This window comes from Rhodococcus sp. AH-ZY2, from assembly GCF_030916465.1.
GTDB lineage: Bacteria > Actinomycetota > Actinomycetes > Mycobacteriales > Mycobacteriaceae > Rhodococcus > Rhodococcus ruber.
This window is the reverse complement of record NZ_CP126458.1, coordinates 5,045,585-5,072,010: the sequence shown is the minus strand read 5'-3', so window position 1 is coordinate 5,072,010 and position 26,426 is coordinate 5,045,585. Positions and strand designations below refer to the sequence as shown.

24 protein-coding genes, 3 pseudogenes and 2 other annotated features are annotated in these 26,426 nt (G+C 68.8%); of the genes and pseudogenes, 12 read left to right on the top strand and 15 right to left on the bottom strand.

Features of this window, described 5'->3' with window-relative positions; translation table 11 throughout:
* Positions 1-469 precede the first annotated feature (469 nt).
* Positions 470-613, top strand: coding sequence for a hypothetical protein (locus QNA09_RS24300; protein ID WP_006937112.1), 144 nt, complete (start codon positions 470-472; stop codon positions 611-613).
* Positions 614-813: 200 nt separating this feature from the next.
* Here QNA09_RS24300 and QNA09_RS24295 read toward each other — a convergent pair whose 3' ends face one another.
* The 4 genes from QNA09_RS24295 to QNA09_RS24280 form a co-directional block, all read right to left on the bottom strand.
* On the bottom strand, positions 814-2,055 hold the full coding sequence (locus tag QNA09_RS24295; protein WP_049904215.1) for a 2Fe-2S iron-sulfur cluster-binding protein: 1,242 nt from the start codon (positions 2,053-2,055) through the stop codon (positions 814-816).
* 247 nt (positions 2,056-2,302) lie between these two features.
* Positions 2,303-3,247 carry an FAD:protein FMN transferase gene (locus QNA09_RS24290; protein ID WP_234574908.1) on the bottom strand — a complete coding sequence of 315 codons (945 nt, stop codon included), beginning with the start codon at positions 3,245-3,247 and terminating at the stop codon, positions 2,303-2,305.
* Positions 3,248-3,266: 19 nt separating this feature from the next.
* The gene (locus tag QNA09_RS24285; RefSeq protein WP_006937109.1) at positions 3,267-3,563 is read right to left on the bottom strand and encodes a hypothetical protein; all 297 of its coding nucleotides are present in this window, start codon (positions 3,561-3,563) and stop codon (positions 3,267-3,269) included.
* Positions 3,547-3,822 carry a hypothetical protein gene (locus QNA09_RS24280; protein ID WP_006937108.1) on the bottom strand — a complete coding sequence of 92 codons (276 nt, stop codon included), beginning with the start codon at positions 3,820-3,822 and terminating at the stop codon, positions 3,547-3,549. The genes QNA09_RS24285 and QNA09_RS24280 overlap by 17 nt, the downstream gene beginning before the upstream one ends.
* Before the next feature lie 131 nt (positions 3,823-3,953).
* Here QNA09_RS24280 and QNA09_RS29210 point away from each other — a divergent pair.
* The 3 genes and pseudogenes from QNA09_RS29210 to QNA09_RS24270 form a co-directional block, all read left to right on the top strand.
* Positions 3,954-4,121: pseudogene (locus QNA09_RS29210) on the top strand (response regulator); the annotation flags it as partial.
* A gap of 104 nt (positions 4,122-4,225) precedes the next feature.
* Positions 4,226-4,633 carry a winged helix-turn-helix domain-containing protein gene (locus QNA09_RS24275; protein WP_006937104.1) on the top strand — a complete coding sequence of 136 codons (408 nt, stop codon included), beginning with the start codon at positions 4,226-4,228 and terminating at the stop codon, positions 4,631-4,633.
* On the top strand, positions 4,630-6,024 hold the full coding sequence (locus tag QNA09_RS24270; RefSeq protein ID WP_102031809.1) for an ATP-binding protein: 1,395 nt from the start codon (positions 4,630-4,632) through the stop codon (positions 6,022-6,024). Before QNA09_RS24275 ends, QNA09_RS24270 begins: the two co-directional genes overlap by 4 nt.
* Positions 6,025-6,312: 288 nt before the next feature.
* Here the strand turns inward: QNA09_RS24270 and QNA09_RS24265 are convergent.
* The 3 genes from QNA09_RS24265 to QNA09_RS24255 all read right to left on the bottom strand — a co-directional run bounded on the left by QNA09_RS24265 (position 6,313) and on the right by QNA09_RS24255 (position 9,113).
* A protein-coding gene (locus QNA09_RS24265; protein WP_096824248.1) for an IS3 family transposase occupies positions 6,313-7,538 on the bottom strand; the annotation gives its coding sequence in 2 pieces (ribosomal slippage) (positions 6,313-7,256 and positions 7,256-7,538; 1,227 coding nt in all).
* Positions 7,135-7,269 (bottom strand) — a sequence feature (AL1L pseudoknot). Its footprint overlaps the gene before it by 135 nt.
* Positions 7,504-8,058, bottom strand: a complete 555-nt coding sequence (locus QNA09_RS24260) for a hypothetical protein (RefSeq protein WP_040273299.1) — start codon at positions 8,056-8,058, stop codon at positions 7,504-7,506. The genes QNA09_RS24265 and QNA09_RS24260 overlap by 35 nt, the downstream gene beginning before the upstream one ends.
* 50 nt (positions 8,059-8,108) lie before the next feature.
* Positions 8,109-9,113: an inorganic phosphate transporter gene (locus tag QNA09_RS24255; RefSeq protein WP_040273301.1), complete on the bottom strand. Its 1,005-nt coding sequence runs from the start codon at positions 9,111-9,113 to the stop codon at positions 8,109-8,111.
* A gap of 619 nt (positions 9,114-9,732) precedes the next feature.
* Here QNA09_RS24255 and QNA09_RS24250 point away from each other — a divergent pair.
* Together QNA09_RS24250 and QNA09_RS24245 are read left to right on the top strand one after the other, a co-directional pair.
* Positions 9,733-10,290: an ATP-binding cassette domain-containing protein gene (locus QNA09_RS24250; protein WP_006936613.1), complete on the top strand. Its 558-nt coding sequence runs from the start codon at positions 9,733-9,735 to the stop codon at positions 10,288-10,290.
* On the top strand, positions 10,287-11,831 hold the full coding sequence (locus QNA09_RS24245; protein ID WP_102031808.1) for an ABC transporter permease: 1,545 nt from the start codon (positions 10,287-10,289) through the stop codon (positions 11,829-11,831). The genes QNA09_RS24250 and QNA09_RS24245 overlap by 4 nt, the downstream gene beginning before the upstream one ends.
* 12 nt (positions 11,832-11,843) lie before the next feature.
* Here QNA09_RS24245 and QNA09_RS24240 read toward each other — a convergent pair whose 3' ends face one another.
* Genes QNA09_RS24240 through QNA09_RS24230 form a run of 3 tightly spaced genes read right to left on the bottom strand, consistent with a single transcriptional unit; the run spans position 11,844 to position 14,139 of the window.
* A complete protein-coding gene (locus tag QNA09_RS24240; RefSeq protein WP_040273305.1) occupies positions 11,844-12,173 on the bottom strand; it encodes a cupin domain-containing protein in 330 nt (109 codons plus the stop codon).
* Positions 12,170-13,366 (bottom strand): cell wall metabolism sensor histidine kinase WalK, encoded by a 1,197-nt coding sequence (locus tag QNA09_RS24235; protein WP_006944402.1) that lies wholly within the window; start codon positions 13,364-13,366, stop codon positions 12,170-12,172. The genes QNA09_RS24240 and QNA09_RS24235 overlap by 4 nt, the downstream gene beginning before the upstream one ends.
* Positions 13,363-14,139, bottom strand: a complete 777-nt coding sequence (locus tag QNA09_RS24230; RefSeq protein ID WP_082061311.1) for a response regulator transcription factor — start codon at positions 14,137-14,139, stop codon at positions 13,363-13,365. Before QNA09_RS24230 ends, QNA09_RS24235 begins: the two co-directional genes overlap by 4 nt.
* A 787-nt stretch (positions 14,140-14,926) precedes the next feature.
* On the opposite strand from QNA09_RS24230, the gene QNA09_RS24225 reads away from it, so the two are divergent.
* On the top strand, positions 14,927-15,628 hold the full coding sequence (locus tag QNA09_RS24225) for a DUF305 domain-containing protein (RefSeq protein ID WP_040273309.1): 702 nt from the start codon (positions 14,927-14,929) through the stop codon (positions 15,626-15,628).
* 95 nt (positions 15,629-15,723) lie between these two features.
* Here the strand turns inward: QNA09_RS24225 and QNA09_RS24220 are convergent, their stop codons facing one another.
* Positions 15,724-16,554, bottom strand: a complete 831-nt coding sequence (locus QNA09_RS24220; RefSeq protein WP_082170442.1) for a F510_1955 family glycosylhydrolase — start codon at positions 16,552-16,554, stop codon at positions 15,724-15,726.
* Positions 16,555-17,425: 871 nt separating this feature from the next.
* On the opposite strand from QNA09_RS24220, the gene QNA09_RS24215 reads away from it, so the two are divergent.
* From QNA09_RS24215 to QNA09_RS24200, 4 genes are all read left to right on the top strand, one after another.
* Positions 17,426-18,136: a bifunctional 2-polyprenyl-6-hydroxyphenol methylase/3-demethylubiquinol 3-O-methyltransferase UbiG gene (locus QNA09_RS24215; protein ID WP_006938857.1), complete on the top strand. Its 711-nt coding sequence runs from the start codon at positions 17,426-17,428 to the stop codon at positions 18,134-18,136.
* 554 nt (positions 18,137-18,690) lie between these two features.
* On the top strand, positions 18,691-20,127 hold the full coding sequence (locus QNA09_RS24210; protein ID WP_040273313.1) for a DUF4038 domain-containing protein: 1,437 nt from the start codon (positions 18,691-18,693) through the stop codon (positions 20,125-20,127).
* A 620-nt stretch (positions 20,128-20,747) separates the two neighbouring features.
* Positions 20,748-21,020, top strand: coding sequence for an SHOCT domain-containing protein (locus QNA09_RS24205; protein ID WP_308072131.1), 273 nt, complete (start codon positions 20,748-20,750; stop codon positions 21,018-21,020).
* Positions 21,017-22,507: a multicopper oxidase family protein gene (locus QNA09_RS24200; RefSeq protein ID WP_308072130.1), complete on the top strand. Its 1,491-nt coding sequence runs from the start codon at positions 21,017-21,019 to the stop codon at positions 22,505-22,507. The genes QNA09_RS24205 and QNA09_RS24200 overlap by 4 nt, the downstream gene beginning before the upstream one ends.
* A gap of 601 nt (positions 22,508-23,108) precedes the next feature.
* Here QNA09_RS24200 and QNA09_RS24195 read toward each other — a convergent pair.
* Positions 23,109-23,554: pseudogene (locus tag QNA09_RS24195) on the bottom strand (Nramp family divalent metal transporter); the annotation flags it as partial.
* Here QNA09_RS24195 and QNA09_RS24190 point away from each other — a divergent pair.
* Positions 23,553-23,729, top strand: a pseudogene (locus QNA09_RS24190) (divalent metal cation transporter); the annotation flags it as partial. The pseudogenes QNA09_RS24195 and QNA09_RS24190 sit on opposite strands and share 2 nt — an antisense overlap.
* A gap of 131 nt (positions 23,730-23,860) precedes the next feature.
* Here QNA09_RS24190 and QNA09_RS24185 read toward each other — a convergent pair.
* From QNA09_RS24185 to QNA09_RS24175, 3 genes are all read right to left on the bottom strand, one after another.
* Positions 23,861-24,481, bottom strand: coding sequence for a hypothetical protein (locus QNA09_RS24185; protein ID WP_006941855.1), 621 nt, complete (start codon positions 24,479-24,481; stop codon positions 23,861-23,863).
* Between the two features lie 147 nt (positions 24,482-24,628).
* Positions 24,629-25,902, bottom strand: a protein-coding gene (locus tag QNA09_RS24180; protein ID WP_119699219.1) for an IS3 family transposase whose coding sequence is annotated in 2 segments (ribosomal slippage) — positions 24,629-25,626 and positions 25,626-25,902 — 1,275 coding nt in all. Because the reading frame shifts where the segments join, the coding sequence is not laid out codon by codon here.
* Positions 25,499-25,630, bottom strand: a sequence feature (AL1L pseudoknot). Its footprint overlaps the gene before it by 132 nt.
* Before the next feature lie 48 nt (positions 25,903-25,950).
* The gene (locus QNA09_RS24175; protein ID WP_308072129.1) at positions 25,951-26,421 is read right to left on the bottom strand and encodes a hypothetical protein; all 471 of its coding nucleotides are present in this window, start codon (positions 26,419-26,421) and stop codon (positions 25,951-25,953) included.
* Between the last annotated feature and the right edge of the window lie 5 nt (positions 26,422-26,426).

Sequence of the window (26,426 nt, the reverse complement as noted above, 5' to 3'; positions counted from 1 at the left end):
TGGCCCTGCGTTGCAGGACGGAGAAGAAGATCTCCACCTGATTCAACCACGACGCGCACACCGGAAGGTGCATCGATGTCGCTGTCGGCCAAGCTGACTGCATTCGCTCAACCGAACGGGTCCCGTTGTGGGACGAGCCGTTGCCGACGACCCAGAACACCCGCGTGGCCAGAGGCATACGGTTCGGTGGTCATCACCTTCTCGACCAGTTCGGCGAACCAGGCGATCCCCGTCTTCGGGGCGATGGTGCCGAGTACCTGCCCGCCGTGCGCGTCGTACGCGGCGAAGTACGCTAACGTGCCGCCGCGGCCGCATGGCCTGCACCAGTCCGCCCGAGCCCGAGACCGATGGACCACGATCGCCCGGATCGAGTTGCGGTTCCGGGCACCGTACGCCTACGTCGAGGCCGTACTGACCGACGGACAGACCCTGACCCCTGTGCCGGCTCAAGTACGCCGGTTACGCCACCATGTGGGGCTTCGCGATCTACCGTGCCAGCCACGACGACTCCCAGAATTCCTACCTGGCCACCGGCCACAGTGCCGGCACCGCCGAGGACGCCCTCGACACCGCCTGCGGCCTCTACCTCGCCGCCCTCACGGCCTGGACCTGAACCCCGACGAACTAACGCCGATGACCACTGATCGTAGCCCCACGGTGTCGCGGCAGTTATTATTTCGCACCGTCGCGAGCCGCCGACCGTGGCGGAGCAACGACCGCACCGCGGGAAGGTGACCGACCGGAGCTGAGACGGTGATTGGTGCACCTACGGAAACGTAAGTGCGGACACCCGAACCCGTTCGCAGCAAGCCGTTACAGATCCAGAGTCAGCAGAGGACTGCGGGAGCGGGACACGCAGGGATACATGACGTTCTGCTCGTCTTGCTCACGCGTGTGCGGGATCGAGTCGAAATGCTCGGCGTGCCCGCTGATCACCCGCACCGCACACGCACCGCACACCCCCTCGCGGCAGGACGCGACGACCGGGACGTGGGCGTGCTCGAGGGCCTCGAGGAGCGATTCGTCCTCGGTCACCTGCACGTGACGGCCGCTGCGGGCGCACACGACCTCGAAGGGACGAGGCCGAGCAGTCGGCGTGATCGGTGCGGCGGTGAAGTGCTCGACGTGCAGGCGCGCAGGGGGGACAAGGGTTGTCACCTCGTCGGTCATCGATGCGGGGCCGCAGCAGTACACCATGGCCGTGGTGCCGGTCAGAATGCGGGTCAGGTCCGGCCGGGTGCCGGTTTCGTCGCGGGCGAGGATGCTGACCTGTTCGGGCCATCGTTGCTCGAGTTCGTCGCAGAAGACCATGGCGTTGCGGCTGCGCCCGATGTAGATCAGTCGCCACGACCGGTGCGCGGGCAGGGATTCGATCATCGTCTTGATCGGGGTGATGCCGATGCCGCCGGCGAGAAAGAGGTAGTCACCGGCCGGTTCGAGGCAGAAGTGGTTGTCCGGGCCGGACACGCCCACGACGGTGCCAGGGACGGCGTGCTCGTGCACCCAGGCGCTGCCCCCACGCGAGTGCGGCGTCCGGTGCACCGCGATGCGGTAGCCGGTGCGCTCGGCCGGGTCACCGCACAACGAGTATCGGCGTTGCAGTCCGTTCGGCAGGTGCACCGTCGGGTGGGCGCCGGGTTGCCAAACCGGCATTGAGGTCCCGTCCGGCGGTGCCAGGTCGAGCCCGACGGTGTCGGCTGCCAGGGGGTGCACCGCGGTGATGGTCATCGGCTGGGGCATCGCACGCGATTGCGGAGTCGACGCTTCGGTGACGCGCCGACCGGGGCTGAACAAGGTGCGCACCAGGGCCGCCACCGTCGCCGAGACCAGCAGGACGAACGCGACGAGCCGATAACCCCAGGTGCCGACGTCGGTGCCGGACCATCCGGCGTGGAAGGACACCAGCACCACAGCTCCGTAGCTGCCGTAGTGCAGCGCTTTCCACCACCGCCGCGGCAGGCGGGTGCGCAGCAGCGAGGATCCGTAGACGGCCAACAGCAGGTAGAACGCCACGATGCCCAGGGCGACCGGCCAGGGCCGGTAGTCGGCAGCCAACGGGACGAGCAGGTCGGTGACCGAGAACCGGTCCAGGTATCGAGCATGAGGGAGAACAGGTGCAGTCCCGTCATGATCAGGGCCGTGCCGCCGAGCCAGCGGTGCATCTCGTGCAGCCACGCCGGATTGTCGACTGCCCGCAGAATGCGGGTCGACAGCAGAACCCCCCACAATGCCGAGGTGGTCATCGTCACCCACGCGACCAGGGCGCTGGCGCGGGTGACATACCACCACAGGTGCGGGTCGCTCATTCGAACTCGCTCCAGTTCACGGATCGGTGTTGCTGTCGGTCGGCGGTGAGCACCAAGGCGACGGCGCCGAGGTGCGGGGCTCGGCGCACCAACCGGTCGGGTTGCGGGGTGAAGGCGAGCTTGGTCAAGGCTTCGGCCCGGGCGCCGGTTCCGGCCACGACTGTGGCGGTCACCGTCGAGGTGCGGGCGTTCACCCCGGTGGCCGGATCGATCAGGTGGTGGGCCGGGCCGTAGCTGCCGGTCCACACGCGCACCAAGCGGCTCGAGGTGGCCACGGCTCCGCCGGCCAACCGCACCACAGTCAGCAACCCGCCCGGAGTGAAGGGGTCCTCGATGCCGACGGTCCAGGCACCCTCGTCGGGCGGTGCGCCGGCGACGACGAGGTCTCCCCCAACCTCGGCGAGCACTCCGTCGGCGCCGTGGTCGAGGGCGAACTCGGAGAGCATGTCGGCGGCCAATCCTTTGCCGAGTCCCCCGGGATCGAGGGTGGTGCCCCGGGGAAGCCGGACATCGAGGCCGTCGATGTCGATCTCGGAGACCGCGGCCGGCCAGGTGGCGGTGTCGGGCAAGGTGGTGCGCCGGGTCGGATCGGTGCAGCTGCCGGCGTAACCGGCGGCAACCAACTGAGGAAGGATGGTGGGGTCGAAGGCGCCGTCGGTCATCGCCCACGCCCGGACCAACTCGGTCACCAGATGTACGGTGTCGGGCCGCACCCGCACCGGGCGTCCTTGTGCCCAGTTCAGCCGCCAGATGTCGCTGGTGTCGAGGAAACGACTCCACGCCTGTTCGAGTTCGGCCAGCCGCGCGAAACACCGGTCGGCCAGGCCGGCCGGACCGCCCACCACGGTGATCGCTGCGGTGCCGCCCATGGCGGGGCGGCGATCGTGCTGCACGGTCCCCGTGGTCGGCGAGCCGTGGTCGCAGTGTTCGGAAGTCCTCACTTCGGGTGGAAGCATCATCTCAACCTCCGGATCCACGGGAGATCGCCTGCGGGGCGGTGACCGCACCGCGGGACGTGCTCGGTGCGGGTATCGCCGCCGGTACCGGGCGATCGGCGGAGGTTCCGGGTGCAGCCGACGGTACGCCGACGTTGGAGCCAGCCGGATCGGCCGTTCGCGCAGGTGGGGTGTCGGGGGTGTGCACGGCCATGCCGGTAACGAGGGCGAGTACGGCGCCGCCGGACAGGGCGGCGCTGGCGATCTTCGAGCGCAGTGCCGGTGACCGTTGCGGTGCGTTCCGGTCAGTCGTCGGGCTCATGTTCGCTCCTGCGCCGGAAGGAGTACTCCTCGTCCGGCGACTCATCGTCCTTTGCCGGCGCGGTGGCAGGGGGCGTGGATGTCTGCTGCGTCGATGCTCCGCTGTCCGCGGGCGAAGTGCCGGGAACCAGGACTTGGTCGGCGCGCCCGATGTCGCTGGTGGACGAGGCGTTGAGGATCCGGGTGTTGACGGCCAGGGCGGCCGCTCCGATCACCAGGATGAACACCACGGCCACGATCACCGCTGTTTTCGATCTCATGGGTCCACCGTAGGGACGCTCCGGTGAAGGAGGATCCGAGAAAGATCCAAGATTCGTCCAAGATCGACCCAGGGTCCGCCGCGGGACCCGCCGCTCGGTGACGACCCTGGGGGTGAGCCGATAATGCGCATGTGCTGGTTCTCGTGGTCGAAGACGACGACTCCGTTGCCGACGGAGTGTGCGGCGGATTGATCCGTGCCGGATTCGAGGTCCGGCGGGTGGCCACCGGCGCCGCCGCTGTGGCCGCGGTGTCCGAGACCGGCCCGGATTTCGTGTTGCTGGATCTGGGGTTGCCGGACATGGACGGCACCGATGTCTGCCGCACCATTCGTGCCGGATCGAAGACCCCGATCATCGTGTCAGCGCTCGTGCCGACGAGATCGACCGGGTTCTGGCCCTCGAGATGGGAGCCGACGACTACGTGGTCAAACCGTTCGGCATGCGCGAGCTCGTCGCCCGCATCCGCGCCGTCGGCCGACGCGTGGCCGACTCCGGTGACACCCCACAGGCCCGGGCAGGGATACAGACGGTCGGGACGCTGACCATCGATCGCCGGACTCAGCGCGTGCACCTCGGAGAGCGTGAGATACACCTGACCGCCAAGGAGTTCGACCTACTCTGCCATCTCACCGAAGATCCCGGGGCGGTGTACCGGCGCTCGGAGATCTTGCATCAGGTGTGGGGCGGCAACTGGTACGGAACCAGCAAAACCCTCGACGCCCATGTGGCCGCCATCCGGAAAAAGCTCGGTGATCCCGGCTGGATCGAGGCCGTACGTGGAGTCGGCTTCCGGATCGCGGTGCCCACGTGAGATGGCAACTGATGGCCGCGTTCATGGCCGTCACCCTGGCCGTGGTGATCGTGCAGGACCTCCCCCTCGGGAGCTATCTGATGCGAACCGAACGCGAACGCATCACCACCGCCCTCGAACGGGATGCGTTCCTACTCGCCGGCCGCAGCGAGGAGGTGCTCGAGACCGGCGGCCCTGATCCCGCCCTGGTCGCCGATGCCCAGCGCTACTACCGCAGCAGCGGCGCCCGAGTGGTGATCGTCGACACCTCCGGCACTGCTGTGGTCACCTCCGACGACGACCAGGCCACCGCCGGTTCCTCCTACCGCTCCCGCCCGGAAATCGGTACTGCCCTGTCGGGACAGATCACCACCGGTCAACGTCGTTCGGACAGTCTCGGCACCGATCTGCTCTTTGTGACCGTGCCCGTGCTCAGCGGGGAACAGGTCGTCGGTGCGGTACGGCTGACCTATCCGGCCCAGGTGGTGGCCGACCAGGTTCGCGGCCAACTACGCATGCTCTGGCTCGTCGCCGTCGTCACCGTGATCGTGGCTGGCATCGTCGCCTTCCTCATCGCCGGCACGGTGACCCGCCGCCTGCAGCAGCTGCGCCGTACCACCGAACATCTGGCCGAAGGGCACCTCGGCGCCCGCACACCCGAGGGTGCCGGCGCACCGGAGATCCGCAGCCTGGCAAGGTCGTTCAACCGGATGGCCGACCGTCTCGAATACCTGTTGCGGCAGCAGCGCGCCTTCGCCGGTGATGCGTCGCACCAGTTGCGTACCCCGTTGACCGCGCTGCGGCTGCGCCTCGACGGCGCCGCCGACCTCGTCGACGCCGATCCCGAGGCGGCCCGTCGAACACTCGCGTCGGCGCAGGACGAGGTGCTGCGGCTGCAGCACCTCATCGATGCGCTGCTGGTGCTCAGCCGTGCCGACGATTCCGGCACCGCAGCGCAGCAGACCGATCTGGCCGAGGTGGCGCGCGCCCGCATCGAGCAGTGGGAACCCCTCGCCGACGAATCCGAGGTGCGGATCACCGTGACGGCACCTGCGGCAGCGCTCGTGCTCGCCGTGCCCGGCGCTGCCGAACAGATCATCGACAATCTGCTCGACAACGCCCTGGCCGTGTCCTCGCCCGGCAGCACCGTCGAGGTCACCGTCGACAAGGCCGCCACCGACGCGGTGGACCTGCATGTGCTCGACCACGGCCCTGGTCTGTCCGCCGAGAACCGCATCCGGGCCTTCGACCGGTTCTGGCGCGCTCGCACCGACACCGAAGGCAGCGGACTCGGCCTGGCCATCGTCGCCCAGCTTGCCCGCGCCAGCGGAGCCACCGCCGAGCTGCTGCCCCGCAGCCCATACGGTGGCCTCGACGCGCACGTTCGATTCCGCGCCGTGACGCCGCGGTAGACCATCGATTCCGCAGACGCCAGGCGATGCCCGGACAAGGACCCTTATGCTTCCCCGCTCGACCTCGTCCCGGCGACGTCGCCGGCCTCACCTCGGGGCGGGCCGTCACCGGGACTTGTACACCGAGTACCAGATGCGCCGTGCGACGCGCAGCACGGCGCTGTGCAGGTGTTCTGCGCGGTGGTACAGTTCCCGACGGCGTAACTCCCGTCGGATGTCGGGCTCGTCCTCCAGGGCGGCAATCTGTCAAGTCCTGAGTCTTGTTGAGGCTGAGCGTGTGTTCAGTTCTCAGGCCGCAGAGGCGGCCGGCCGTTGTGCGTAGTAGGCGGTCTCGATCTCGGCCGGGGTGCGATAGTCGAGCATGCCGTGGACCCGTTCGGTATTGAACCAATGCACCCATTGCGCGGTAGCGGCCTCGACGTCTTCCCGGCCGGTCCAAGGGCCGTCGAGGAAGATCAACTCGGCCTTGTACAGCGAATTCAGCGTCTCCGCCATGGCATTGTCGTAGGAGTCCCCCTTGGATCCGACCGAGGCGACCGCGGCGGCCTGGTCCAGGGTCTGGGCGTAGCGGAGCGCTCGGTATTGCACGCCGCGGTCGCTGTGGTGCACCAGTCCGGTGACGTCCTGGCCTGCGCGTCGTCGTGCCCACAGGCCCATCTTCAACGCGTCGAGGGCCAGGTCGGTGTACATCCGCGTCGAGGTCTGCCAGCCGACGATCATGCGGGAAAACACGTCCAGGACGAACGCGACGTAGACCCATCCGGACTGTGTGCGCACATACGTCAGATCGGCCACCCACAATTGGTTCGGCGCGGTGGCCGTGAAATCCCGCTCGACGAGGTCACGGGGCCGATCGGTCTCCGGTGCCGGCTTCGTCGTGCGCGGCCATTTCCCGCGCACGGTGCCACGGACACCGAGTTCGCGGCAGAGTCGCTCGATGGTGCAGCGGGCCACCTCGTGACCTTCCCGGACCAGTTGGGCGTGGATCTTGCGGATCCCGTAGACCCGCATCCTCGGGTGGGAGTGGATGCGCATGATGTGTTCTTTGAGGAGGGCATCGCGGCGTGCACGGACGCTCGGTTCGCGGCCTATGAAGGCGTAGTAGGTGCCCGGGGCGATCTTGACCTCGGTGTTCTCGGACAGAACGCGACAGATCGGTTCGATCCCCCAGCGGTGTTTGTGCTCGTCGATGAAGGCAACGATCACTTCAGTCGGCGGTCGAACTCCGCCTTCGCGAAAAACGCTGTAGCAGAGCGAAGTATCTCCATCGACTGTCGTAGTTCGCGGTTCTCCTTCTCCAGGCGGCGGATGCGCGCTTCGGCGTCGACCGGCTCGGTCGGGAGCTCGTCGTCTTCGGCCTTGCGCACCCAGGTCCGCAGGGCTTCCTTGTGGACACCAGTCTGCTCGGCGATCCGGTTGATCGCGCCGGTGCGGGTGTCGGGGTCGCGGCGGGCTTCGACGGCGAGTCGGGTCGCTCGCTCACGGAGTTCCTGGGGGTATTTGTAGTTCGCCATGATGAGTCTGGGGGTGATCCTTCCGGGATATCTGGCTCACCCTCAATGAAACCAGGGACGATTCAATCGCAACCCGATAAGCGTGTTCGGCCGCCGACAGTTTTTCGATGGTCCGGTCCGCGTACGTCGCGGCGGTGCCACGCGGCAGCGCACGCAGCCCGTCCAGCAGAGGAACCGCCGCATCGGCCAGGGCGTCGAGCAGCCCCACCAGGTAAGGGTCCGGTTCGGTGCACGTCAGCCCCGCACACGACAGTTCCGATTCCCGGACCAGCGCATACCCGGCCTCCGGGATCTCACCGAGACGTTCCCCCAGTTCGAACAGATCCTCCGCCTCGAGCGGCGTGCTGAAACTGTCGCGTACGGCGTTGTGGAGGTCGCGACGCGCGGCATGCTCGGCTGCAGTGGCACTGCGCAGCTCCGCGACGGCATCACGGGTGAGAATCTCATCGTGCCCCCAGCGACGCAGGATGCGCATGCTCTGCTCCACGGTGGCCGCTTGGGCCTGCAACAGGGCGAGCACGTCGAACGACCGAGGCAGAAACCAAGAGGCAGGCAGGTGGGGCCAACGCATCAGATCGCCTGCCAGATCGGAAACAACGCCGCCCCCAGCAGGGCGGTCGCCGGCAGCGTGACGATCCAGGCCGAGCCCATCTCTTCGACCACCTTCCAGTGCACATGGCGCATGCGTCGCTGCGCCCCCACACCTACCACGCCGGCCGCGACGACGTGCGTGGTACTCACCGGTGCCCCGACGAGAGCAGCTCCGAAGATCACACCGGCGGCGCCGCCTTGGCTGACCAGGCCGTCGAGCGGGGTCATCCGGTACACCCCGCGGCCCACGGTTCGCACGATCCGCCAGCCACCGAACGCGGTTCCGGCGGTCAAGCTGGTCGCGGCCGCAAGTTTGACCCACAGCGGAACCGTGAACTCCGCCAACTGCCCGCTCGCGACGAGCAACAAGGTGATCACGCCCATCGACTTCTGCGCGTCGTTGCCTCCGTGGCTGAACGCGAGCGTGGCGGCCGTGACCCATTCGGCCTTGCGGACCGGGGCGAGCACACGGTGCCGGGCCCGCCGCACCAGCCGCCATGCGACCGCCCCGAGCAGAGCGCACGCGAGAGCGCCCAGGACAGGTGAGATCGCCAGTCCCAGAAGAATTCCCACAACGCCTGTGGGACGGCCGTCGGAGAATCCACCCCACTGCACTCCGGCCACTCCGGCGGCGACCAGGGCTGCACCGACCAGCCCGCCGACGAGGGCATGCGACGAACTCGACGGCAGCCCGAATCGCCACGTCAGCAGATTCCACGCAATCGCCGCGGTGAGCGCGGCGCCGACCGCGGCGACCGTGACATCGGCGGGCAACTCGACGACCCCACCGACCGTGTCGGCCACGGCCGTGCCCAGGAGCAGCGGTCCGGCGAAATTCCCAGCCGCGGAGAGCACGAGCGCGTGTCCCGGCCGGGCAGCCCGGGTGGCGACAAGTGCGGCAATCGAGTTGGCCGAGTCGTGAAAGCCGTTGGTGAGGTCGAACGCCAACGTCGTCACAATGGCCAGCAGCACGGGGACATCCACCGGTCAGTCCGCTCGGCCGCAGGGCAGGTGCCCGGCAGCAGTCTTCGAAGACCGCGGTGCGTCCAGCGCAACCACATTCGTCGGCGTCCTTTCGGGGAGGGCCGCATCGCTGCAGCCGGCACGCGAGCCGGGAGGAATCGACGTGAGCGAGATGACGGCCATGTTCCTCCGGCGGTGATCGGCGCGGCGCCTATGATCCGGGCACCATTGTGCAGTAGGTCCAGCCCCGGGGACATTCCAGTGGGCACCGTTGCGGCGTCGACGGCCCGGTGTGCGTTGTCCGCGTCGGCTGGAGCGAAGTCACCGCGCCCGCCGGGCCATGTCGCGCAGATCGCTGCGTCCCGATCTGCAATGACTGGGCTTCTTCAGCAGATCTTCACGGATCTCGTCCTCGGCTACCGCCGCAGGCATCTACCGTGGGGGCACCACCGCTGCCGCGGCCGGACCGCCGCGGGTCGGTGACCTGTCCGGTCGGAAGCATCCGAGGTGCGCGATGGCTGTATCGGGGTCCGAGCCCGCCGAGCCCACGGCCGGTGCGACGGCGGTGGCGGTGTTGGCGGCCGAGGGCATCGAGAAGAGCTTCGGTCGCGGCTGGTGGCCGCGACGGCACCGCACCCCGGTGTTGCGCGGGGCGGACCTGGTGCTGCGCCCCGGGGAGGTTGTCGGGCTGGCGGGGGAGAACGGCTCGGGCAAGTCGACGCTGATGAAGATTCTCGTCGGGGACCTGCGGGCCGATGCCGGCTGTGTGCGCCGTCCGCGGCGGCTGGGCTACTGCCCGCAACAGCCGGTGGTCTACGAACGGCTCACGTGCGACGAGCACTTCGAGTTGTTCGGTCGGGCGTACCGGATGAGCCCGGAGGTTGCGCACCGCTCGCGCGGCCACCTGTACGCCACGTTGGGGTTCGACCGCTACGCCGGCACCCGTGCCGACCGGTTGTCGGGCGGGACGCTGGCGAAATTGAACCTGGGGCTGGCGCTGCTGGCCGATCCGGAGGTGTTGCTGCTGGACGAGCCGTATGCCGGGTTCGACTGGGATACCTATCTGCGGTTCTGGGAGATCGTGGCGCAGCGTCGGCAGGCGGGCCGCTCGGTGTTGATCATCAGTCATTTCGTGGCGGACGAGCAGCGGTTCGATCGCATCGTCGATCTGCGGGAGGGCCGGACGGTGCCGCGATGAGCCTCGCCCCCACCGTGCGGTCGGCGGTCGGCGACGTCCGGGCGCTGATCGGCCGGTTTTTGGCCGACTATGTCCGCAACCCGGTGAACCTGCTGGTGCTGGTGATTGTGCCTGTGGTGTTCGTGATCGTCGCGGCTGGAGCGATGGCCGATGCGGCCAGGCTGCTCGGTGGCGCGGGCGGACCGGCGGTGGAAACGGCGACGGCCGGGTGGGCGGCGGGTTTCCTGGCCGGGATCGCGATGTACTTCCAGATCAATGCCGCCCGGGCGGCGGACCGGCGGCTGGTGTCGGCGGGCCTGGCGACAGGGCGGCTGGTGCTGGCCCGGCTCGGCACCGGCCTGGTGTTGGCGGTGCTGGTCTCGGCGGTGGCGTTGCTGGCGCTGGCGGTGCGGGTCGGCATCGATGCTCCGGTGCGGGTGACGGTGGGCACGGTGATGTTCGCGATGATCTACCTGGCGATCGGGGCGGTGGTCGGCGCACTGGTGCCCAATCCGGTCAACGGCACCGTGCTGATCCTGTTCGTCTGGATCGTCGACGTGTTCTTCGGGCCGGCGATCGGTTCGGCGGAGCGGGTGGCCACCCGCGGGTTTCCCACCCATTTCGTGACGCTGTGGATGGTGGATGTGCCCTCCCGCCACGGCGGAAAGGTCGGGGACCTGGGATGGGCACTGGTGTGGATGGCCGGGGCTCTCCTCGTCGGGGCGGTGGTGGTCACCACCACGGTCGGCGGGGTGCGCCGCAGCGGTGGGCTCAGCGGCCGGGCCGGGCGGGCGGATCGGTTCGCGGTGGGGCTGGACATGGGGTTGCGGGACTGGCGCCGCAACCCGGTGCTGTGGGTGCTGCTGGTGGTGGTGCCGATCGTGTTCATCGCGTTGTCGAAGGCGATGACCGTCCCCGAGTTCGGGATGTTCTCCCTGGTCGAGGACGGACGAACGGTGACGGAGGTGTTCTGGCTGCCGGACGTGCATGCCGGGACCATGACTCCGATCGCCATTGCGTCGCTGTCGGCGCTGGCCGGGTTGTTCGTGGTACTCGATGCGCGCAGCGGTGATCGGCGACTGTCGCTGGCCGGCTTCGGTGCCGGGGTGCTGCTGGCGGTCCGGTTGACGGTGATCGCGGTGGCGGCGGTGGTGGTGACCGCCTCGTCGTTGCTGGTCACCGCCGCGGTGTTCGATGCGCGTCAGTGGGGCCTGTACGCGGCCGGGAACCTGCTGCTGGCGTTGACCTACGGGCTGGTGGGGGTGTGTCTGGGACCGTTGTTCGGGCGGGTGGGCGGGGTATTCATCGCGTTCTTGGTGCCGTTCGTGGATCTGGGAATCGGGCAGAGCCCGATGCTGCGGCCGCAGCCGTCGCAGTGGGCGCAGACGCTCCCCGGCTACGGCGCGACCCGGATGATCCTCGACGGCGGGCTGACCGACAGTTTCGACGCCGCCGGGCCGTTGCTGGCTGCGCTGGGGTGGCTGGTCGGGCTCACTGCGGTGGCGGCCTGGTTGTTCCGCCGGGCCCCGGCGAGCCCGCCGCGGCCCGGCTCCGGGCTCTGAACCACCCGGAGGTCAGTATTTGGCGACGGTGAGCAGCGCGACTGTGTCGGCGACGGCGTCGATCCGGTGCCGGGTGCGGGGTAAGGCGATCAGGTCCCCGCTGCGTCCGTCCCAGCTCGTCCGGTCGGCGACGACACGGATGCGCCCGCGCAGGATGTACACCGTGGCCTCACCGGGACTGACGTGCTCGGCCATGGACTGTCCGGCCTGCAACGCCACGAGAGTCTGCCGCAGCACGTGTTCGTGCCCGCCGTAGACGGTCTCGGCGCTGCGGCCGCTGGGCGCGGCGGCGGCATGCGCGGCCAGGTGCCGGGCGAGCGCGTCGAGGGAGAACTTGTTCATGGCTGCCCCCGGGGGCCGGTGTGCTCGATGCCCCGCGACAGGGTGGTACGCGCGCCGGTGCGGGTGGGCAGGTGCACGGTGAACCGGGCGCCGGCCCCCGCCCCGGGGCTCTCTGCGGTGAGGGTGCCGCCGTGGGCTTCGACCAGGGCGCGGGCGATGGTCAACCCGATACCGCTGCCGCCCTCCTGGTAGCGGCGGGAGGTGTCGGCGCGGTAGAAGCGGTCGAACAGATGCCCCAGGTGCTCGGCCGCGATGCCCTCGCCGGTGTCGGTGACGGTAATCTCGGCCCACCGGTCGTCGACGTCGGCGGTGACGGTGACGGCGCCCCCGGCGGGGGTGTGGCGCAGGGCGTTGTCGAGCAGGTTGCCCAGCACCTGCCCGATCCGGTCCGGGTCGACGATCACGGCGGTGGGCCGCTCGAGATGGTGGATCAGGGTGACGTTCCTGGCGGCATAACGATCGGTGGCGGCGCGGACCGCGGCCTCGACCAAGGTCGCGGTGTCGGTGGGCACGGGATCGATGGACAGCCGACCCTCTTCGGCGCGGGAGACCGCGCCCATGTCCTCGGCGAGCCGTTCGAGTCGGGCGGTACTCGACCGCAGAATCGTCAGCGTTTCGGTGTCGGCGACACGGATGCCGTCTTCGAGGGCCTCGAGGTGGGCATCGAGGGTGGCCAGCGGGGTGCGCATCTCGTGGGCCAGGTCGGAGAGCATGCGGCGGCGGGTGGTTTCCACCGAGTCCAGCCGAGCGGCGAGCTGGTTGAACGTCTCGGCGAGCTGGTCGAATTCGTGTCCGAGACCGGGCCCGGGCAGACGTACGTCGTAGTGGCCGCCGGCGATCTCGGTGGCCGAGGCAGCCACACCGGTGATCGAGCGCTGCACCCGGCGGGTGAAGTACCAGCTCACCGCCAGGGCCATCAGCACCGAGACCACCAGGGCGATGGCCAGTGAGATGATCATCGCCGAAGTGAACGCCTCCTCGACGTGGGCCGCCTCGGTCGAGACGTGCTCGATGCCGGCCTGCTGCAGATGATCGTGGAACAGTCCCGGGGCGACGGCGGCCGCGACCAGCCAGGCGCTGATCGCACCGCCGACGACGACGATCGCCTGCGCGGCCAGTAGCCGACTGCCGAATCCGGCACTGCGACGCGCGGGCCTCGGCCCTGCTGCTGTGGGCGGGGGTGGTGTGCTCATTGTCCGGCTCCCATCCGGTATCCGACACCACGCACGGTGCGCACGAACACCCCGCGGGTGGCGTCGTCGCCGAGTTTGCGGCGCAGGTGCCCGATGTGCACGTCGACCAGGTGTTCGTCGCCGACCCAGCTCGGGCCCCACACCGCGGTGATGAGCTGCGCCCGGGTGAACACCATGTTGGGGTGTGCGGACAGCGCGGCGAGGAGGTCGAATTCGGTGCGGGTCAGGGCGATCGGGGTGTCGTCGACCCGCACCTCGCGGCCGGCCGCATCGAGGGTCAACGACCCGAACGTACGACGGCCGGTATCGGTGCCGGACTGCGCGGGGGTGCGGCCGTCCCCGGTCGAGGGTCGGGGGCGCCGCAACATGGCCTGGATGCGGGCGATGAGTTCACGCGGGCTGAAGGGTTTGGTCATGTAGTCGTCGGCGCCGACCGACAGGCCGACCAGGGTGTCGATCTCGTCGGCGCGGGCGGTGAGCATGACGACGTAGGCGTCGGAGAACGTGCGCAGCTGCCGGCACACCTCGATCCCGTCCAGGTGCGGCAACCCGAGATCGAGCACTACGACATCCGGATCGACCTGCCGGGCCCGGGCGACGGCGTCGAGGCCGTCGTGCACGAGCGTGACCTCGAAGCCGGCGCGGTCGAGGTAGGTGCCTACCACTGTGGCGAGGGACACCTCGTCCTCGACCACCAGGGCTCGCAGGCCGGTGGGGGGGACCGCAGGGCCCGGGGCGGAGTCGGGGGTGCGCTGAGCGGAGTCGGCTGCCATGGTCCCATCCTGGCCACCGCCGCGACCCGGTGGCGATGTTCTTCAGAGAACCTTCATCGAACGCGCCCCCGCGACACCGGGTGACCGGACCAGACTGGGATCTACGCCGTGAGGGAAGGGAGCAGTCGTGATGTGGGGAGCGGCCACGATGGGCTGGATCGTCATGTCCCTGATCCTGGTCGGTTTCTGGGCGCTGGTGGTGTTCGGCATCGCCGCGGTCTTCCGTTTCCCGCACGCCGCACCGCCACCCCGCCGCGTCCGACGGCGACCGATCCGCTGCAGGTCCTCGACCGCCCGGCTCGCGGCAGGTTCGACACCGAGGAGTACCGGACCCAGGGGGCGGGCGTGGCGTTCTCCTCGGTAGATCTGCAGGTCGGCGGCGCCGATCACCCTCCCCTACAGAGATTGGGCACGCGCGGGACGAGTAACCCGCTCGAGACGGGACAGGGCCGCAGCGTAGGCGCCTACCGACGGGCACTGTGGGTGTGGCCTCGGATCCGGACTCGAGGGTGATGGGCGCCGTGCCCTACTGGGAGGGCGGAGTTGTCCGAAACGGGGCGCGGTGATTCTTCAGGAAATCTTCACAGAAAGCTCTGCATTGTCATCGGGTGCGGCTGACAGGCTCGGATATGCACCGGTGCGCCGGCCGACCGGTCGGCTGCAGATCGAGCTGTATCGCACGGTGAGCGCTCCAGGGGTTTGCCCCGATCCCCGAAGGGGGATGCTCTCTTCGATGCGACCGCGGTGGGTTCGCCCGGTGCGTGCACACGAGGAAAGGAATGTGCTTGTGAGGAAGAAGTCTCTGGCCACCGGCGCCGTGGCGGTCGCCGCGGCGCTCATCCTGGCTGCCTGCAGCGACTCCGGCAACAACCAGGCCACCGAGGCGACCACGTCGGCTGCGGTGAGCGCCACCGCCTCCGCCGAGGCCGCCGCGGACCACAACCAGGCCGATGTGACCTTCGCCCAGCAGATGATTCCCCACCACTCCCAGGCCATCGAGATGAGCGACGTCATCCTGGCCAAGGAGGGCATCGATCCGCGGGTGACCGAACTGGCCCAGCAGATCAAGGCTGCCCAGGGACCGGAGATCGAGCAGTTGCAGGCCTGGCTCACTGCGTGGGGCCAGTCCACCTCCTCGCCCACGTCTGCGACGAGCACCCCGAACATGCCGATGTCCTCGCCCGGGATGGAAATGCCCGGGCACGACATGCCGATGCAGTCCACCACCATGCCCGGCGGCGGCCAGATGGGTGGGATGAGCGGAATGATGTCGGCCGAGGACATGGCCGCGCTGCAGAACGCCCAGGGCGTCGATGCGTCCCGGCTGTTCCTGACCCAGATGATCGAACACCACCGCGGCGCGATCGAGATGGCGCAGACCGAGGTCGATTCCGGCCAGAATCCCGACGCGGTGGCCATGGCCCGCACCATCGCCGACACGCAGCAGCAGGAGATCACCACGATGGAGAACATCTTGTCCTCGCTGTGACGCAGTCCCTCGATCGAGGGCACCGCACCAGGCCCGGCCCGCCCGTGCGGGCCGGGCCTGTGCCATGTTCAGCTGCCGGAGACCACCTCGGGAGGTCAGGTCAAGGTGTACAGCGCTTCGTCGGTGGCGGCATACGCGGTCTCGAAGCCGGTGGCGGTCAGCGTCTCGACCTGCCCGACGTATACCCGCTGCTCCCAGGTGGCACCGTCACGGCTGCGCCAGGCGTAGCCGTCGGCGTCGACGCCCCACAACCCGTCACCGGTGCCGGCCAGCATCAGCAGGGCGGGTGCGTCGGTGATGGGCGTGAAGGTGCGCGCCAGGTCGGTGCTGCGCTCGAGACCGGCAGGTGTGATCGCCCAGATCCCAGCCGGAGTCACAGCCAGGGACGCGGCCGCTACCCTGGCCCCCGCGCTCCACGTGGTACCGCCGTCGGTGGATATCCGGATCCCCTCGGTGCCGTCGAAACCGACCACCATGGTTCCATCGGTGGCCAGGGCGTGGAAGTCGACCTCCCCGAGAAGAGAACGGTCACTCCAAGTCTGTCCGCCGTCGTCGCTGCGGCGCAGCCCGAGCGGATTCGGGGCCGAACTCGATCGGCCAGGGTGTCCCGAGGTGACCAATGTGTCGGTGCCGGGTACCCCAGCCAGTCCCATCAGGTCGTCGTCGGAGGCGCCGACCTTGCGGGTGGCACCGGACGGATCGACCGCAAGCAGTCCGCTGTGGGTGCCGGCCAGGACCGTGCCGGCGGCATCGACGGCCAGCCCGTGGACGTGATCGAGTGCCGGGGCCAATGTGACGCTCGGTGCGGTGAGAGCGCCGGAGGGTGCAGTCGCCGCACTGGAGGTCTCAGCGGACGAGCATCCGGCCACGAGTAGGGCAGCTGCGGCCAAGGCCGACACCGCGCCCGATAGGCGGGGCACAGACATACGGGAGATTCCTTTCTTCGAGCCGGAAGCGAGGCACCCGGCAAAAGCATCAGGCCGAGACCGGTGCGTCTGTCAGCGCCGGCGAGGAGGGTGGGTGCGCAGCAGCCGAAACAGTCGTCCCAGCCAGCGTCCCCGACCCACACTGGACACCGGCCCGGCGCTGAGATTGCCGGGCATAATGTCCGCGTGTCTTCCGCCCCCGAGCTCCCGAATACCTCGGGAGCGAGCCTCGACGACCATACCCCGCCCGGTACAACGGGACTTCAGCGGCGGGCCCCGAGGATCCACTGCTGTCGCGCACGGCCATCGCAAGTCGAGATCCGATGAAGATCTGTTGAAGAAAAACGGATTTCGTATGCGGGAAATCACTCGGTGAACGATGAAGGATGACAGTGGAAAGTATCCGCACCCGAAAACTGCTCGGGCTCGAGGAAGGTCACGACTGTGAACATGATGGGCATGATGGATCAGGCGCACACCTTGCTGCACCAGTTGATGATGTGGCTGCACCAGATGAGCGGGATGCCGATGATGAACATGCCGATGTAGTGAGCTGTCGACAGAATCGACGCGGACGTCCCGGGAGGTGGGTCCGGCACGGGTCCGGATCGCCGACCTCGATCATCACCGCCGACATCCCGTGACCCCTTGACGGTGCGAGCTGATGCAGCGACGGCCTTCGGGATCGCCAGAGCCTCTGCGGACCGAGCAGCGCGACCACCGGATAAGACCATCAGCGCCACGGCGGGCGCGGCAAGCGCAACGCTCGTCACGCCCGCCCACGTCACCGGCTCCCGCGTAGGGCAGGATCCGCTTGACATCATCGCGGGCGCATCATCTTCGAGGCAGAAATACCATGACGCAACCACCGATGGATGCCCAGGTCCGCTTCTGGACCGAGTGGGTCGAAGACTCCGCCCCCCGCGAAAACAATCCCGGCAACGAACGACGCGGAAAATACGTGCTCGAGGCGGTCCGGTCGGTGACCCGACCGAACATGCGCATCCTGGACATCGGCTGCGGAACAGGATGGTTGTCGCTCCAGCTCGCCGAGTTCGGGACGGTCACCGCCCTCGATCTGCCCTCCAAGACCATCGACCGGCTCAAGACCACCCACCCGGAGATCACCTGGATCAGCGGCGACTTCCTGACCACCGACCTCCCCCAGGGCTTCGATGTGGTGGTCTCGGTCGAGACCATCGCCCATGTGCCCGATCAGGAGAAGTTCGTCCGCAAGATCGCCGCGCTGCTGGTGCCGGGCGGCACCGTCGTGCTGACCACGCAGAATCCGCCGATCTGGAACCGTACCCGGGCGCTGCGCCCTCCCGGCCCGGGGCAGATCCGCAATTGGCCCTCACGGGCGCGTCTGCAGGAGCTGTTCACCCCGTACTTCGATCTTCAGCCGCTCCGCACGTGTGCGCCGAGTGGGGATCGCGGGCCGCTGCGCCTGCTGCACAACCGCATCTCCCGAGCGGTCGGGACCCGGCTGTTCGGCCGCGAGCGGTGGATCCGCTGGCGGGAACGGGTCGGGCTCGGGTGCAGCCTCGTCCTGGTGGGCACGCTCGCCCACCCCGTCGAATGAATCTCTCCGAGTCCTTGTCGGTCGACACCCCAGGGACCCGCCCTCGGCGGATTCGCCCACCCTCCCATCGGCTCCTGCCCGACGCACAGATACCGGAGCCGAGCACTGTTGCGCCCCGACTTCAGAGGCAGGGCGCAACAATACTCAAGATGGCCACCCGGTGCAGAGTCCCCGCCACCCTCTACACCACCGTCGTTACTCCCGCCCACCCGTGGACCGCGGCCCCGGTCGCCGCCCACTCTCGGCGGGGACGGGCTTACTCTCGGCGGGGCCGGGCTTACTCTCGGCGCAGCACCCACCTGACGACGGCTCGCTCGAGCAGATGAGGTGCAAACGCCCCGGAAATCGGACACCGTCCGGCCCTGCGCCGGGCACCCGGCCGCACAATCCGGTCAATACCGAATCGACCAGGCGGCACAAGACATCCAATCGATTCGAAGTCGGGACCGATCGCCGCATACCGCCACTGCCTGGGCACCAGGGCACGGACACGACCGGCGCCACGTCGATACACCAGTCCCCCGGCTTCCGCGCCCCGGCAAAGTGGGGGAACGATGAAACGAACAGCGGCCATGCTCGCGCTGATGATGGCCGCGAGTTGTTCGGACGCCGGCGACTCCGGCGGCGCGCAGATCAGCCCGTCGTCACCGACTACCGTGGCGGCAGCCGCACCGTGCAGCGGCCCCGACAGCGCCGACCGGCGCTACATCACCACCATCAGCCCCGACGGACGCTACTTCGAAGACCAGTACGGTGACCCCGTCCTGGTCCGCGGGGACTCGCCGTGGTCCGGTCTGGTGGACTGGTCGCCCGAGCAAGCCGAGCTGTACTTCGCCGATCGGGCGGCCCGCGGATTCAACGCGTCGATCATCTCGGCGATCGGCGCACCCGGCAACGGCGGGCCGAGCGATCAGGGAGCCACCTTCGACGGCATCGAACCGTTCGTCGACGGCGACATCACCGCATGGAACGAGCCGTACTGGGCCCGGCTCGACGAGTACTTCCGGATCGCCTGCCGACACGGAAACACCTTGTTCCTCTATCCGGTGGACGGGTGGAACCTCTCCGACGTGTTCGCCTCGGCCACCCCACAGCAGGCTTTCGTCTACGGCCGGATGTTCGCCCAGCGATACGCGCGGTTCCCGAACCTCGTCTGGCTGACCGGCGGGGACTATTCGCCCGACACCGAGGATCGTGCAGCCGGCGCCGCATCGGACCACGTACTGCGCGCGATGCTCGACGGGATCCGCGCCGCCGGCTCGGACCGGCCGTTCTCGATCCAGCTGGGCGCCGAACGATCCCTGTCCACAGACAACCCGTTCTGGGAACCGCTGGTGGACTGGAACTTCGTCTACATGTACATGCCCACGTACAAGGCGGTGCTCGACGGGTACGCGCGGGCGGCAGGCGCCAGGGATCCGCGCCCGGCCTTGTTCTCGGAGGGAAACTACGAAGGCGAGAACAACCAGTCCGACACCGCGCCGACGACCGACGGGACCCTCCGACGTCAGGCACTGTGGGCGCTGACCTCCGGCTCACCGGGCGAATTCCGTGGCTCCGACGACTGGGAGTTCCGGGACGGGTGGGAGACGCGTCTGGACACCCCCGCCGTCACCCAGCTCGAGGCCATCCGCGAGCTGTGGAACTCGTGGCCGTGGTGGCAGCTGGTGCCGGATGTCGACGAGCCGCTCGTCGTCGACGGGCGCGGCGCTGCATCGACGGACGAGGAGATGGTCGACGTCCTCGACAACGACTACGTCACCGCCGCCCGCACGCCGGACAGATCGCTGGCCGTCGTCTATGTGCCGACACGACGGACGATCCGGCTCGATCCCTCGCTGGTTCCGTCGGGGGCGACCGCCGTGTGGATCGACCCCGCCGATGCCGGTGGCCCCACACAGCCGGCGGACCTCAAACCCGACGGCACCGTTCCCACCCCGGGGGCGAACCGGGACGGCAACGAGGATTGGCTCCTGGCGATCACAACGTGAGCTCTCGACCCGCTGCTGCCCCTCGCCACCATCCTCAGGGTGAGAACAGCAGGCTGCCTCGGCCGGTGAAGCGCGACACCAGCGATCAGGCCTACGTGGTGCAACACGTGCGGCGCGAGCCCGTCAACCGCGTTCCGGTCGCTTCCAAGACGAGAACGGTGTCCGACGTAGGAGTGTCCAGTGCGATGGGATCACCGATTCGGTGAGAGTGGCGCCACCGTCACCGAGGATCCTCTGTCGCGTGGTACGACACGCACCCCACCGCAGTGCATTCGCCGGTGTCGGCCGATACCACGATCGTCTCACCGCTCATGGTCACCGTGGTGGCGAAGGCCCTGTGGGACGTCGATACCGGTGGCCAGAGCCAGCCAGTATCACCGCCCCGCACAGGCTGCTGCAGGCTGCCCAGGACCGCTGACGGGACGGGGTCGACCGCCGAGGTTGTGCCCTGCCTGGGGTCGAAGACAACGCATGGTCCGACGCATCCGGCGCCACCCACCAGGACGGACGAAGGTTCGGTGAAGATCCGTCGTGCGGGGCGGCCGGTACGGCCGAACGGGACTAGGGTGGCACCCGAGGATGATACCGGCGGGGGTATGCGACGTCCGAGGAGGTGCCCGATGGGTGGAATGAACGGATGGGATCATATGGGCGGCTGGGGCGGCATGGGCGGCGCGTCGGGCTGGGGATGGGTGTTCCTGATACTGCTGCTCGCCGGGATCGCGGCGGTGGTCGTCGCCCTGGTCCGGCTGCGCACCGCCGGCCGCGGCGAGCAGAGTCCCGGCGCGGCCGGCCGGCCGTCGGCACGGCAGATCCTCGACGAGCGGTTCGCCCGCGGGGAGATCGACGCCGACGAGTATCAGCAGCGGGTGCGGCAGCTGGAGGACCGGTGACCGGACGCCCGATCGAGCGTCGCCGCGCGCTGCAGCTCGGGGCACTGGGGATAGCCGGGATCGCCGCCGGTGGGCTCGGGCTCTCGCGCACCGGACTGCCGTTCGCGTCCTCCCCCCGCAGCACGATCGCCGAGTCGGGGTTGCCGGTGGTCGAGCCGGCGGTGCTGCGCAGCGAGGCCGGAGTGCTGCGGGTGGAACTGACGGTGGCCCGCACCCGCCTCGATCAGGCCGGAACAGCGACGATGCTGACCTACAACGGCACGGTGCCGGGCCCGACCTGGCGGGTCCGTCCCGGGGACCGCCTCGAGGTGCGGGTGGTCAACACCCTCGATGCGGCCACCAACCTGCACTTCCACGGCCTGCGCGTGTCCCCCCAGGGCACCGGCGACAATCCGTTCGTCAGCATCGAGCCCGGCCGGAGCTTCGACTACCGTCTCGACGTGCCGCCCGACCATCCCCCCGGCGTGTTCTGGTACCACCCGCATCGGCACGGCTCGGTCGCCGATCAGCTCTTCGGCGGTCTGTACGGCACGATCCTGGTCGACGGCGACGACGCGATCCCGGTTGCGCGGGAGCGGGTGCTGGTGATCTCCGACGTCTCCCTCGCCCCGGACGGCTCCCTCGCCCGGGTGTACCCCCAGCAGGTGATGACCGGGCGGGAAGGAGAGCTGCTGCTGGTCAACGGCCGGCCCGAACCGCGGCTGACCGCCCGCCCCGGGGACCGTGAGCGGTGGCGGCTGGTCAACGCCTGCACCTCCCGCTACCTGCGCCTGACCGTCGACGGTCACCGGCTGCATCTGCTCGGCGTCGACGGCGGCCACGAACCCGGCACCCCCGAGGTCGGGGAGGTCCTCCTCGCCCCGGGCAACCGGGCCGACCTGGTGGTGGACATCGAGGCCGGGACCGGGCGGCTGCGCACCCTCGGCTACGACCGGGGCGGGGCGATGATGGGCATGATGGGCGGCGGCACCGAATTGTCCGGGCCGGCGATGCTGGCCACCGTCGTCGCCGACGGGCCCCCGGCCGCCGACGCCGGTCCGGTACCGCAGCGGGCAGTCGATCCGGACCTGCGCGGACGCCCCATCGCCGCCTCCCGGGAGATCACCTTCACCATGGGCATGGGCATGGGCGCCATGATGGGCTCCGGGCCCGGCGGGGCGGGGATGAACTTCGGGTTCGACAACCGCGCCTTCGACGCCCGGCGCACCGACCAGGGTCCCGCCGCCGGGACGATCGAGCAGTGGACGATCCGTAACCCCACCCCGATGGACCACCCGTTCCACCTTCACATCTGGCCCATGCAGGTCGTCGAGGAGCACGGTGGACCCGTCGAGCAGCCGAGGTGGCGGGACGTGGTCAACGTCCCCGCGGGGGGCCGGGTGCAGGTGCTGGTCGACTTCACTCGATTCCCGGGGCGCAGCGTGTATCACTGCCACATTCTCGACCATGAGGACGCCGGCATGATGGCCACCGTCGAAGTCCGCTGAGCACACCGGAACAGTGCCCCGAAGGCCAAAGAAGGCACGGGCCAGACGAGCGGGACCGGGCACCACGCCCACTGTCCGTACAAATCTGAACGAATCCCCGGCCCCGCCTCGGACCGACTCGCGTCGCCTCCGGGCGACGGGAAACGAGCAGGCCGCTGGTGGCTGAAGAACACGCTGCCCCTGCACGCCGGAAAAGATGTGCGGTTGCAACCGCGGCACAGCAAGGTGGGACGAAGAGCAAGAATTGGGCAGTCGGCTGCATCCCAGCTCACTGCTCGGCCCAGTATACACACCGACCGCTGCGGCCGAAGTGGCGTCCGAATCGTTGCCCTCCCCATGCGGCTGCTCCGGCTGAGTATGGTCTACATCCTCGCTCGCCTGATCGTCGTGGCAGGGCACATCGGTCTCGCTATGGTCCGGGTGCGCACGCGCGAGCTCGCGGTCTCGCGCCCCTTGGGCGCTGATCGGGGGTCTGTTCCCCTGGGACGGCGGCTTGATGTGCGGCGTGCGCCGGAGGTCGACGACGAGACCGTCGCGCTCGATATCCGGCGTAGGTGTCCGACCCGACCAACCGTGACGGTAAGGACTGTGCGCCTTTATCTTACGGCCGCACGGTCAGGTAGATCAGGGCCAGATTCAAAGCGGTGATAGTCGCTGCGATCGCCCAAGCCAGAGCTGTGGTGACCCGATGGTTGGCCTCGACGCCCATCAGTGCCCGGTCGCTGGTCAATCGCACCAGCGGAATCAACGGCGAACGGAATTCCGAACGAGAGCACCACCTGCGAAAGCATCAGCGCCCGGCTCGGATCGGTTCCGAGAGCCACCACTGCCAGCGCCGGCACGAGGGCGATGAGCCGCCGCGCCAGCAGCGGGATCCGGCGCCTCAGCTGCCCATCCATGATCAACGCCGCCGGCATAGGCCCCGACCGAGGTGGAGGCGAATCCGGAGGCCAACAATCCCAGGGCGAACAGCAACGCCACCGTCGGACCGAGTTCCTGACCCACCGCCGTGTGCGCCCCGTCGATCGAATCGACCTCACCCCGCCCCTATGCGGTGTATCTGCACTCGGGTTTGGTACGGGATCGGCACGGCCGCCCCGAGGCCGGCCCTCGTCGCACGCTGCTACTTGCGGCCACCCGCTGGGATGTCGGGCTGGCCATGGTGGTGGCGGGAACGGTGAATCTGGCCATGTTGCTCATGGCTGCGACGACCCTGCAGGGGTGCTTACCCTACTCTCCTTGATCACCGAGGCGTTCCGGCCGTATTTGCAGAGCCTGATCTGATCCCGGGACCGCCCGGGAACCGGCTCGTGCCCACACCCCTCGTCGGCGCGCACGAGCCGGCCGGGCCGCCTAGGAATCTGTGGGCGGATCCTGCGCGTCGCGGCGGGGCGGGTCGAGCCGGTAGTGGAACTGCTCCGGCAGCTGTGTCTCAGCGTCACGGCGGGCGGCCTCGGCCTCGAGCATCCGGGATGAACGGGCCCAGACCACCTTGATCCAATGGAAGGCCAGCACGAGGACCGCGGCCCAGCCCAGGAATAATCCGGTGCCCGGGCCGGCACCCCCAGCAGCCGGATCGAGGGTCTGCCGCGACCACACCGCCAGCACCGCAAACACCACCGCCAGGGTGCAGCCCGCGGACGCAACCCAGGCAAGCACCCACCGCCGGGTCACCAGCGCCAGCATCGACACCACGATCCCGAATACCGCCGCCAGGATCAGGAAGATCCGGGAGGGCAGGGTAATCGTCTCGGCCACCGCCTGTTCGGAGCCGGCCAGCATCTGCCAGCCGTTGGCGCCGCCGCTGTGAGGCAGGGCAAATGAGAGTGTCAGCACCAGCACCGCCGCGGCGACCACCACTGCCCGAATCCCGGGATCGATCACCGCAGCCACCTGTTGTTCGACGGCCGCCAACTCCTGCCGGCGCTCGGCCGGATCGGGACCCGCAGTGGGCTCGTGCCCAGACTCGGTCATCGCGTTTCCATCCATCCGGTTGGGCTGACCGCCCCGGTGGCGGGGCGGTCACCGAGGGTCGACGAGCAGGCCGGCCTGGGGTTCACCCTGCCAGACTTGCGAGACGACGGTGCAGTATGAACCATCCCGGGTCTCATGCACACACTGTCATTTGTGTGCGACCGGTTGATCGGCACCGTGTTCAGCGTAGTACTTGGCTTCGTACTCGGCCGGTGGGATCCGCCCGAGACGATGCATGAGCCGGCCGGTGTTATACCAATGCACCCACGCCGAGGTGGCCTCCTCGACGTCACCGATGGTGCGCAGCGGCCCCTTGCGGAACGGGGAATCATCGGCGACGCACTCGGCCTTGTAGAGCCCGATCGTCGTCTCCGCGAGGGCGTTGTCGTAGGCGTCACCTACCGACCCGATCGACGGCCGAAGTCCTTGCAGGAACAGGGTTTCCCCGAAGCGCAGAGCCGTATATTGAGAGCCCGCATCCGAGTGGTGAATAGTCCTCTCGCGCAACGGATTGCCTTGCATCGACCGCAGCATGCAGGCCTGATTCACCGCCCGCTCTACGAACGCGGTTTCCTTCGACGTCGACACCTCCCAACCGACGATCGTGCCGGCGAACGCATCGATCACGAACGCGGTGTACGCGAAGCAGGGCACCATCCGCACGTACGTGAAGTCGGCGACATAGAGCGCATCGGGCCGGTCGACCCGGAAGTTCCGGTCGACCAGGTCCGGTGGCCGCGGCGCCGACGGCTCCGCGATCGTGGTGCGGACCCTCTTCGCCCGGGTGGCGCCGCGCCACCCGCCCACGCGCATCAGCCGCTCCACGGTGCAGCGGGCCACCTCGATGCCCTGACGCCGCAGGTGGGCCCACATCTTCAGCGAGCCGTACAACGACTCCGGTTTGCGTCTGCCGTACTCGTCCCGCTCGACGTAGTACGAGGCCAGCACCGCGGTGATGGTGGCGTCCCACAAGGCGCGCTTCGACAGCGGGCGCGCCAGCCAGGCGTAGAAGGTTCTCGGGGCGATCGTGCACCCGTGCTCGGTGAGCACGCGGCAGATCGGTACGACCCCGAACTGATCGCGGTGTTCGGCGATGAATCGGCAGATCACTTGCGTGGCGGGTCGCACTCCCGCGCGAAGAAAGATGTTGCGGCTTTGAGTATTTCGATGGTCTTTTCGAGCTCGGCGTTCTTCCGGCGCAATGCCCGCAGTTCGATCTCCGCCTCGGACGCCGACGCGGCATGGGTGCCGTCACCCGCCGCTTCGGCCTTGCGGACCCACACCCGTACGGTCTCCGTCTTCAGTGACATCCGTTCGGCGATTGTGCGGATCGCCTCGTACTCCGAGGCGTAGTCACCACGGTGCTCGAGGACCAGGCGCACGGCCTTCTCCCGTACCTCGGCTGGATAGACATTCGGCATAAGGTTCACCTTCCCAAGAAAGAAGGTGTGCATCAAACCCGGGACGATTCAGTACGACCACGCCGTCGTCGACCAGCTGTCGAACGCCTCGGCCGTGCCCGCCCCGGCGGCGACCACCCCGGCTGCAGTGAGCACCGTGCGGTTGGCCAGGGCCGCGGCCGGGCTGCTGAGTTCGGCGACCGTGCCGGCCAGCCATCCTGTCACCTCGAGCACCTCACCCGGCACGGCCGGCGCCGAGTCGACCGTCAACGGAGCCGCTGGCCACCGGTACCTCCCCGCACGCAGGTGCACCTCGACCTGCGCAAGAACCTGCTCGAGCGCACGCACGTGGCGGCGCAGCTTGCCCGGACGGGTGATGTGCGCGCCGGTGATCGGCGGCAGCCGGTACAGCCGCTGCGGATCGGGCAGCCCGGCATGGGTGAGCACGAGCGGGGCCAGATCGCGGATCAGCCACTCGGTCAGCAGCGCGGTGGCGTGGGGTGTGGCCGGCACGGCGACCGCCGGGGTGTGGGGGTGCATCCTCG

Coding starts and splice junctions, on each gene's coding strand:
- QNA09_RS24210 (WP_040273313.1), top strand. CDS start 18,691: ATGAAACGAACAGCGGCCATGCTCGCGCTGATGATGGCCGCGAGTTGT.
- QNA09_RS24185 (WP_006941855.1), bottom strand. CDS start 24,481: ATGACCGAGTCTGGGCACGAGCCCACTGCGGGTCCCGATCCGGCCGAG.
- QNA09_RS24215 (WP_006938857.1), top strand. CDS start 17,426: ATGGATGCCCAGGTCCGCTTCTGGACCGAGTGGGTCGAAGACTCCGCC.
- QNA09_RS24275 (WP_006937104.1), top strand. CDS start 4,226: ATGGGAGCCGACGACTACGTGGTCAAACCGTTCGGCATGCGCGAGCTC.
- QNA09_RS24240 (WP_040273305.1), bottom strand. CDS start 12,173: ATGAACAAGTTCTCCCTCGACGCGCTCGCCCGGCACCTGGCCGCGCAT.
- QNA09_RS24280 (WP_006937108.1), bottom strand. CDS start 3,822: ATGAGATCGAAAACAGCGGTGATCGTGGCCGTGGTGTTCATCCTGGTG.
- QNA09_RS24230 (WP_082061311.1), bottom strand. CDS start 14,139: ATGGCAGCCGACTCCGCTCAGCGCACCCCCGACTCCGCCCCGGGCCCT.
- QNA09_RS24220 (WP_082170442.1), bottom strand. CDS start 16,554: ATGTCTGTGCCCCGCCTATCGGGCGCGGTGTCGGCCTTGGCCGCAGCT.
- QNA09_RS24285 (WP_006937109.1), bottom strand. CDS start 3,563: ATGAGCCCGACGACTGACCGGAACGCACCGCAACGGTCACCGGCACTG.
- QNA09_RS24300 (WP_006937112.1), top strand. CDS start 470: ATGTGGGGCTTCGCGATCTACCGTGCCAGCCACGACGACTCCCAGAAT.
- QNA09_RS24245 (WP_102031808.1), top strand. CDS start 10,287: ATGAGCCTCGCCCCCACCGTGCGGTCGGCGGTCGGCGACGTCCGGGCG.
- QNA09_RS24175 (WP_308072129.1), bottom strand. CDS start 26,421: ATGCACCCCCACACCCCGGCGGTCGCCGTGCCGGCCACACCCCACGCC.
- QNA09_RS24205 (WP_308072131.1), top strand. CDS start 20,748: ATGGGTGGAATGAACGGATGGGATCATATGGGCGGCTGGGGCGGCATG.
- QNA09_RS24235 (WP_006944402.1), bottom strand. CDS start 13,366: ATGAGCACACCACCCCCGCCCACAGCAGCAGGGCCGAGGCCCGCGCGT.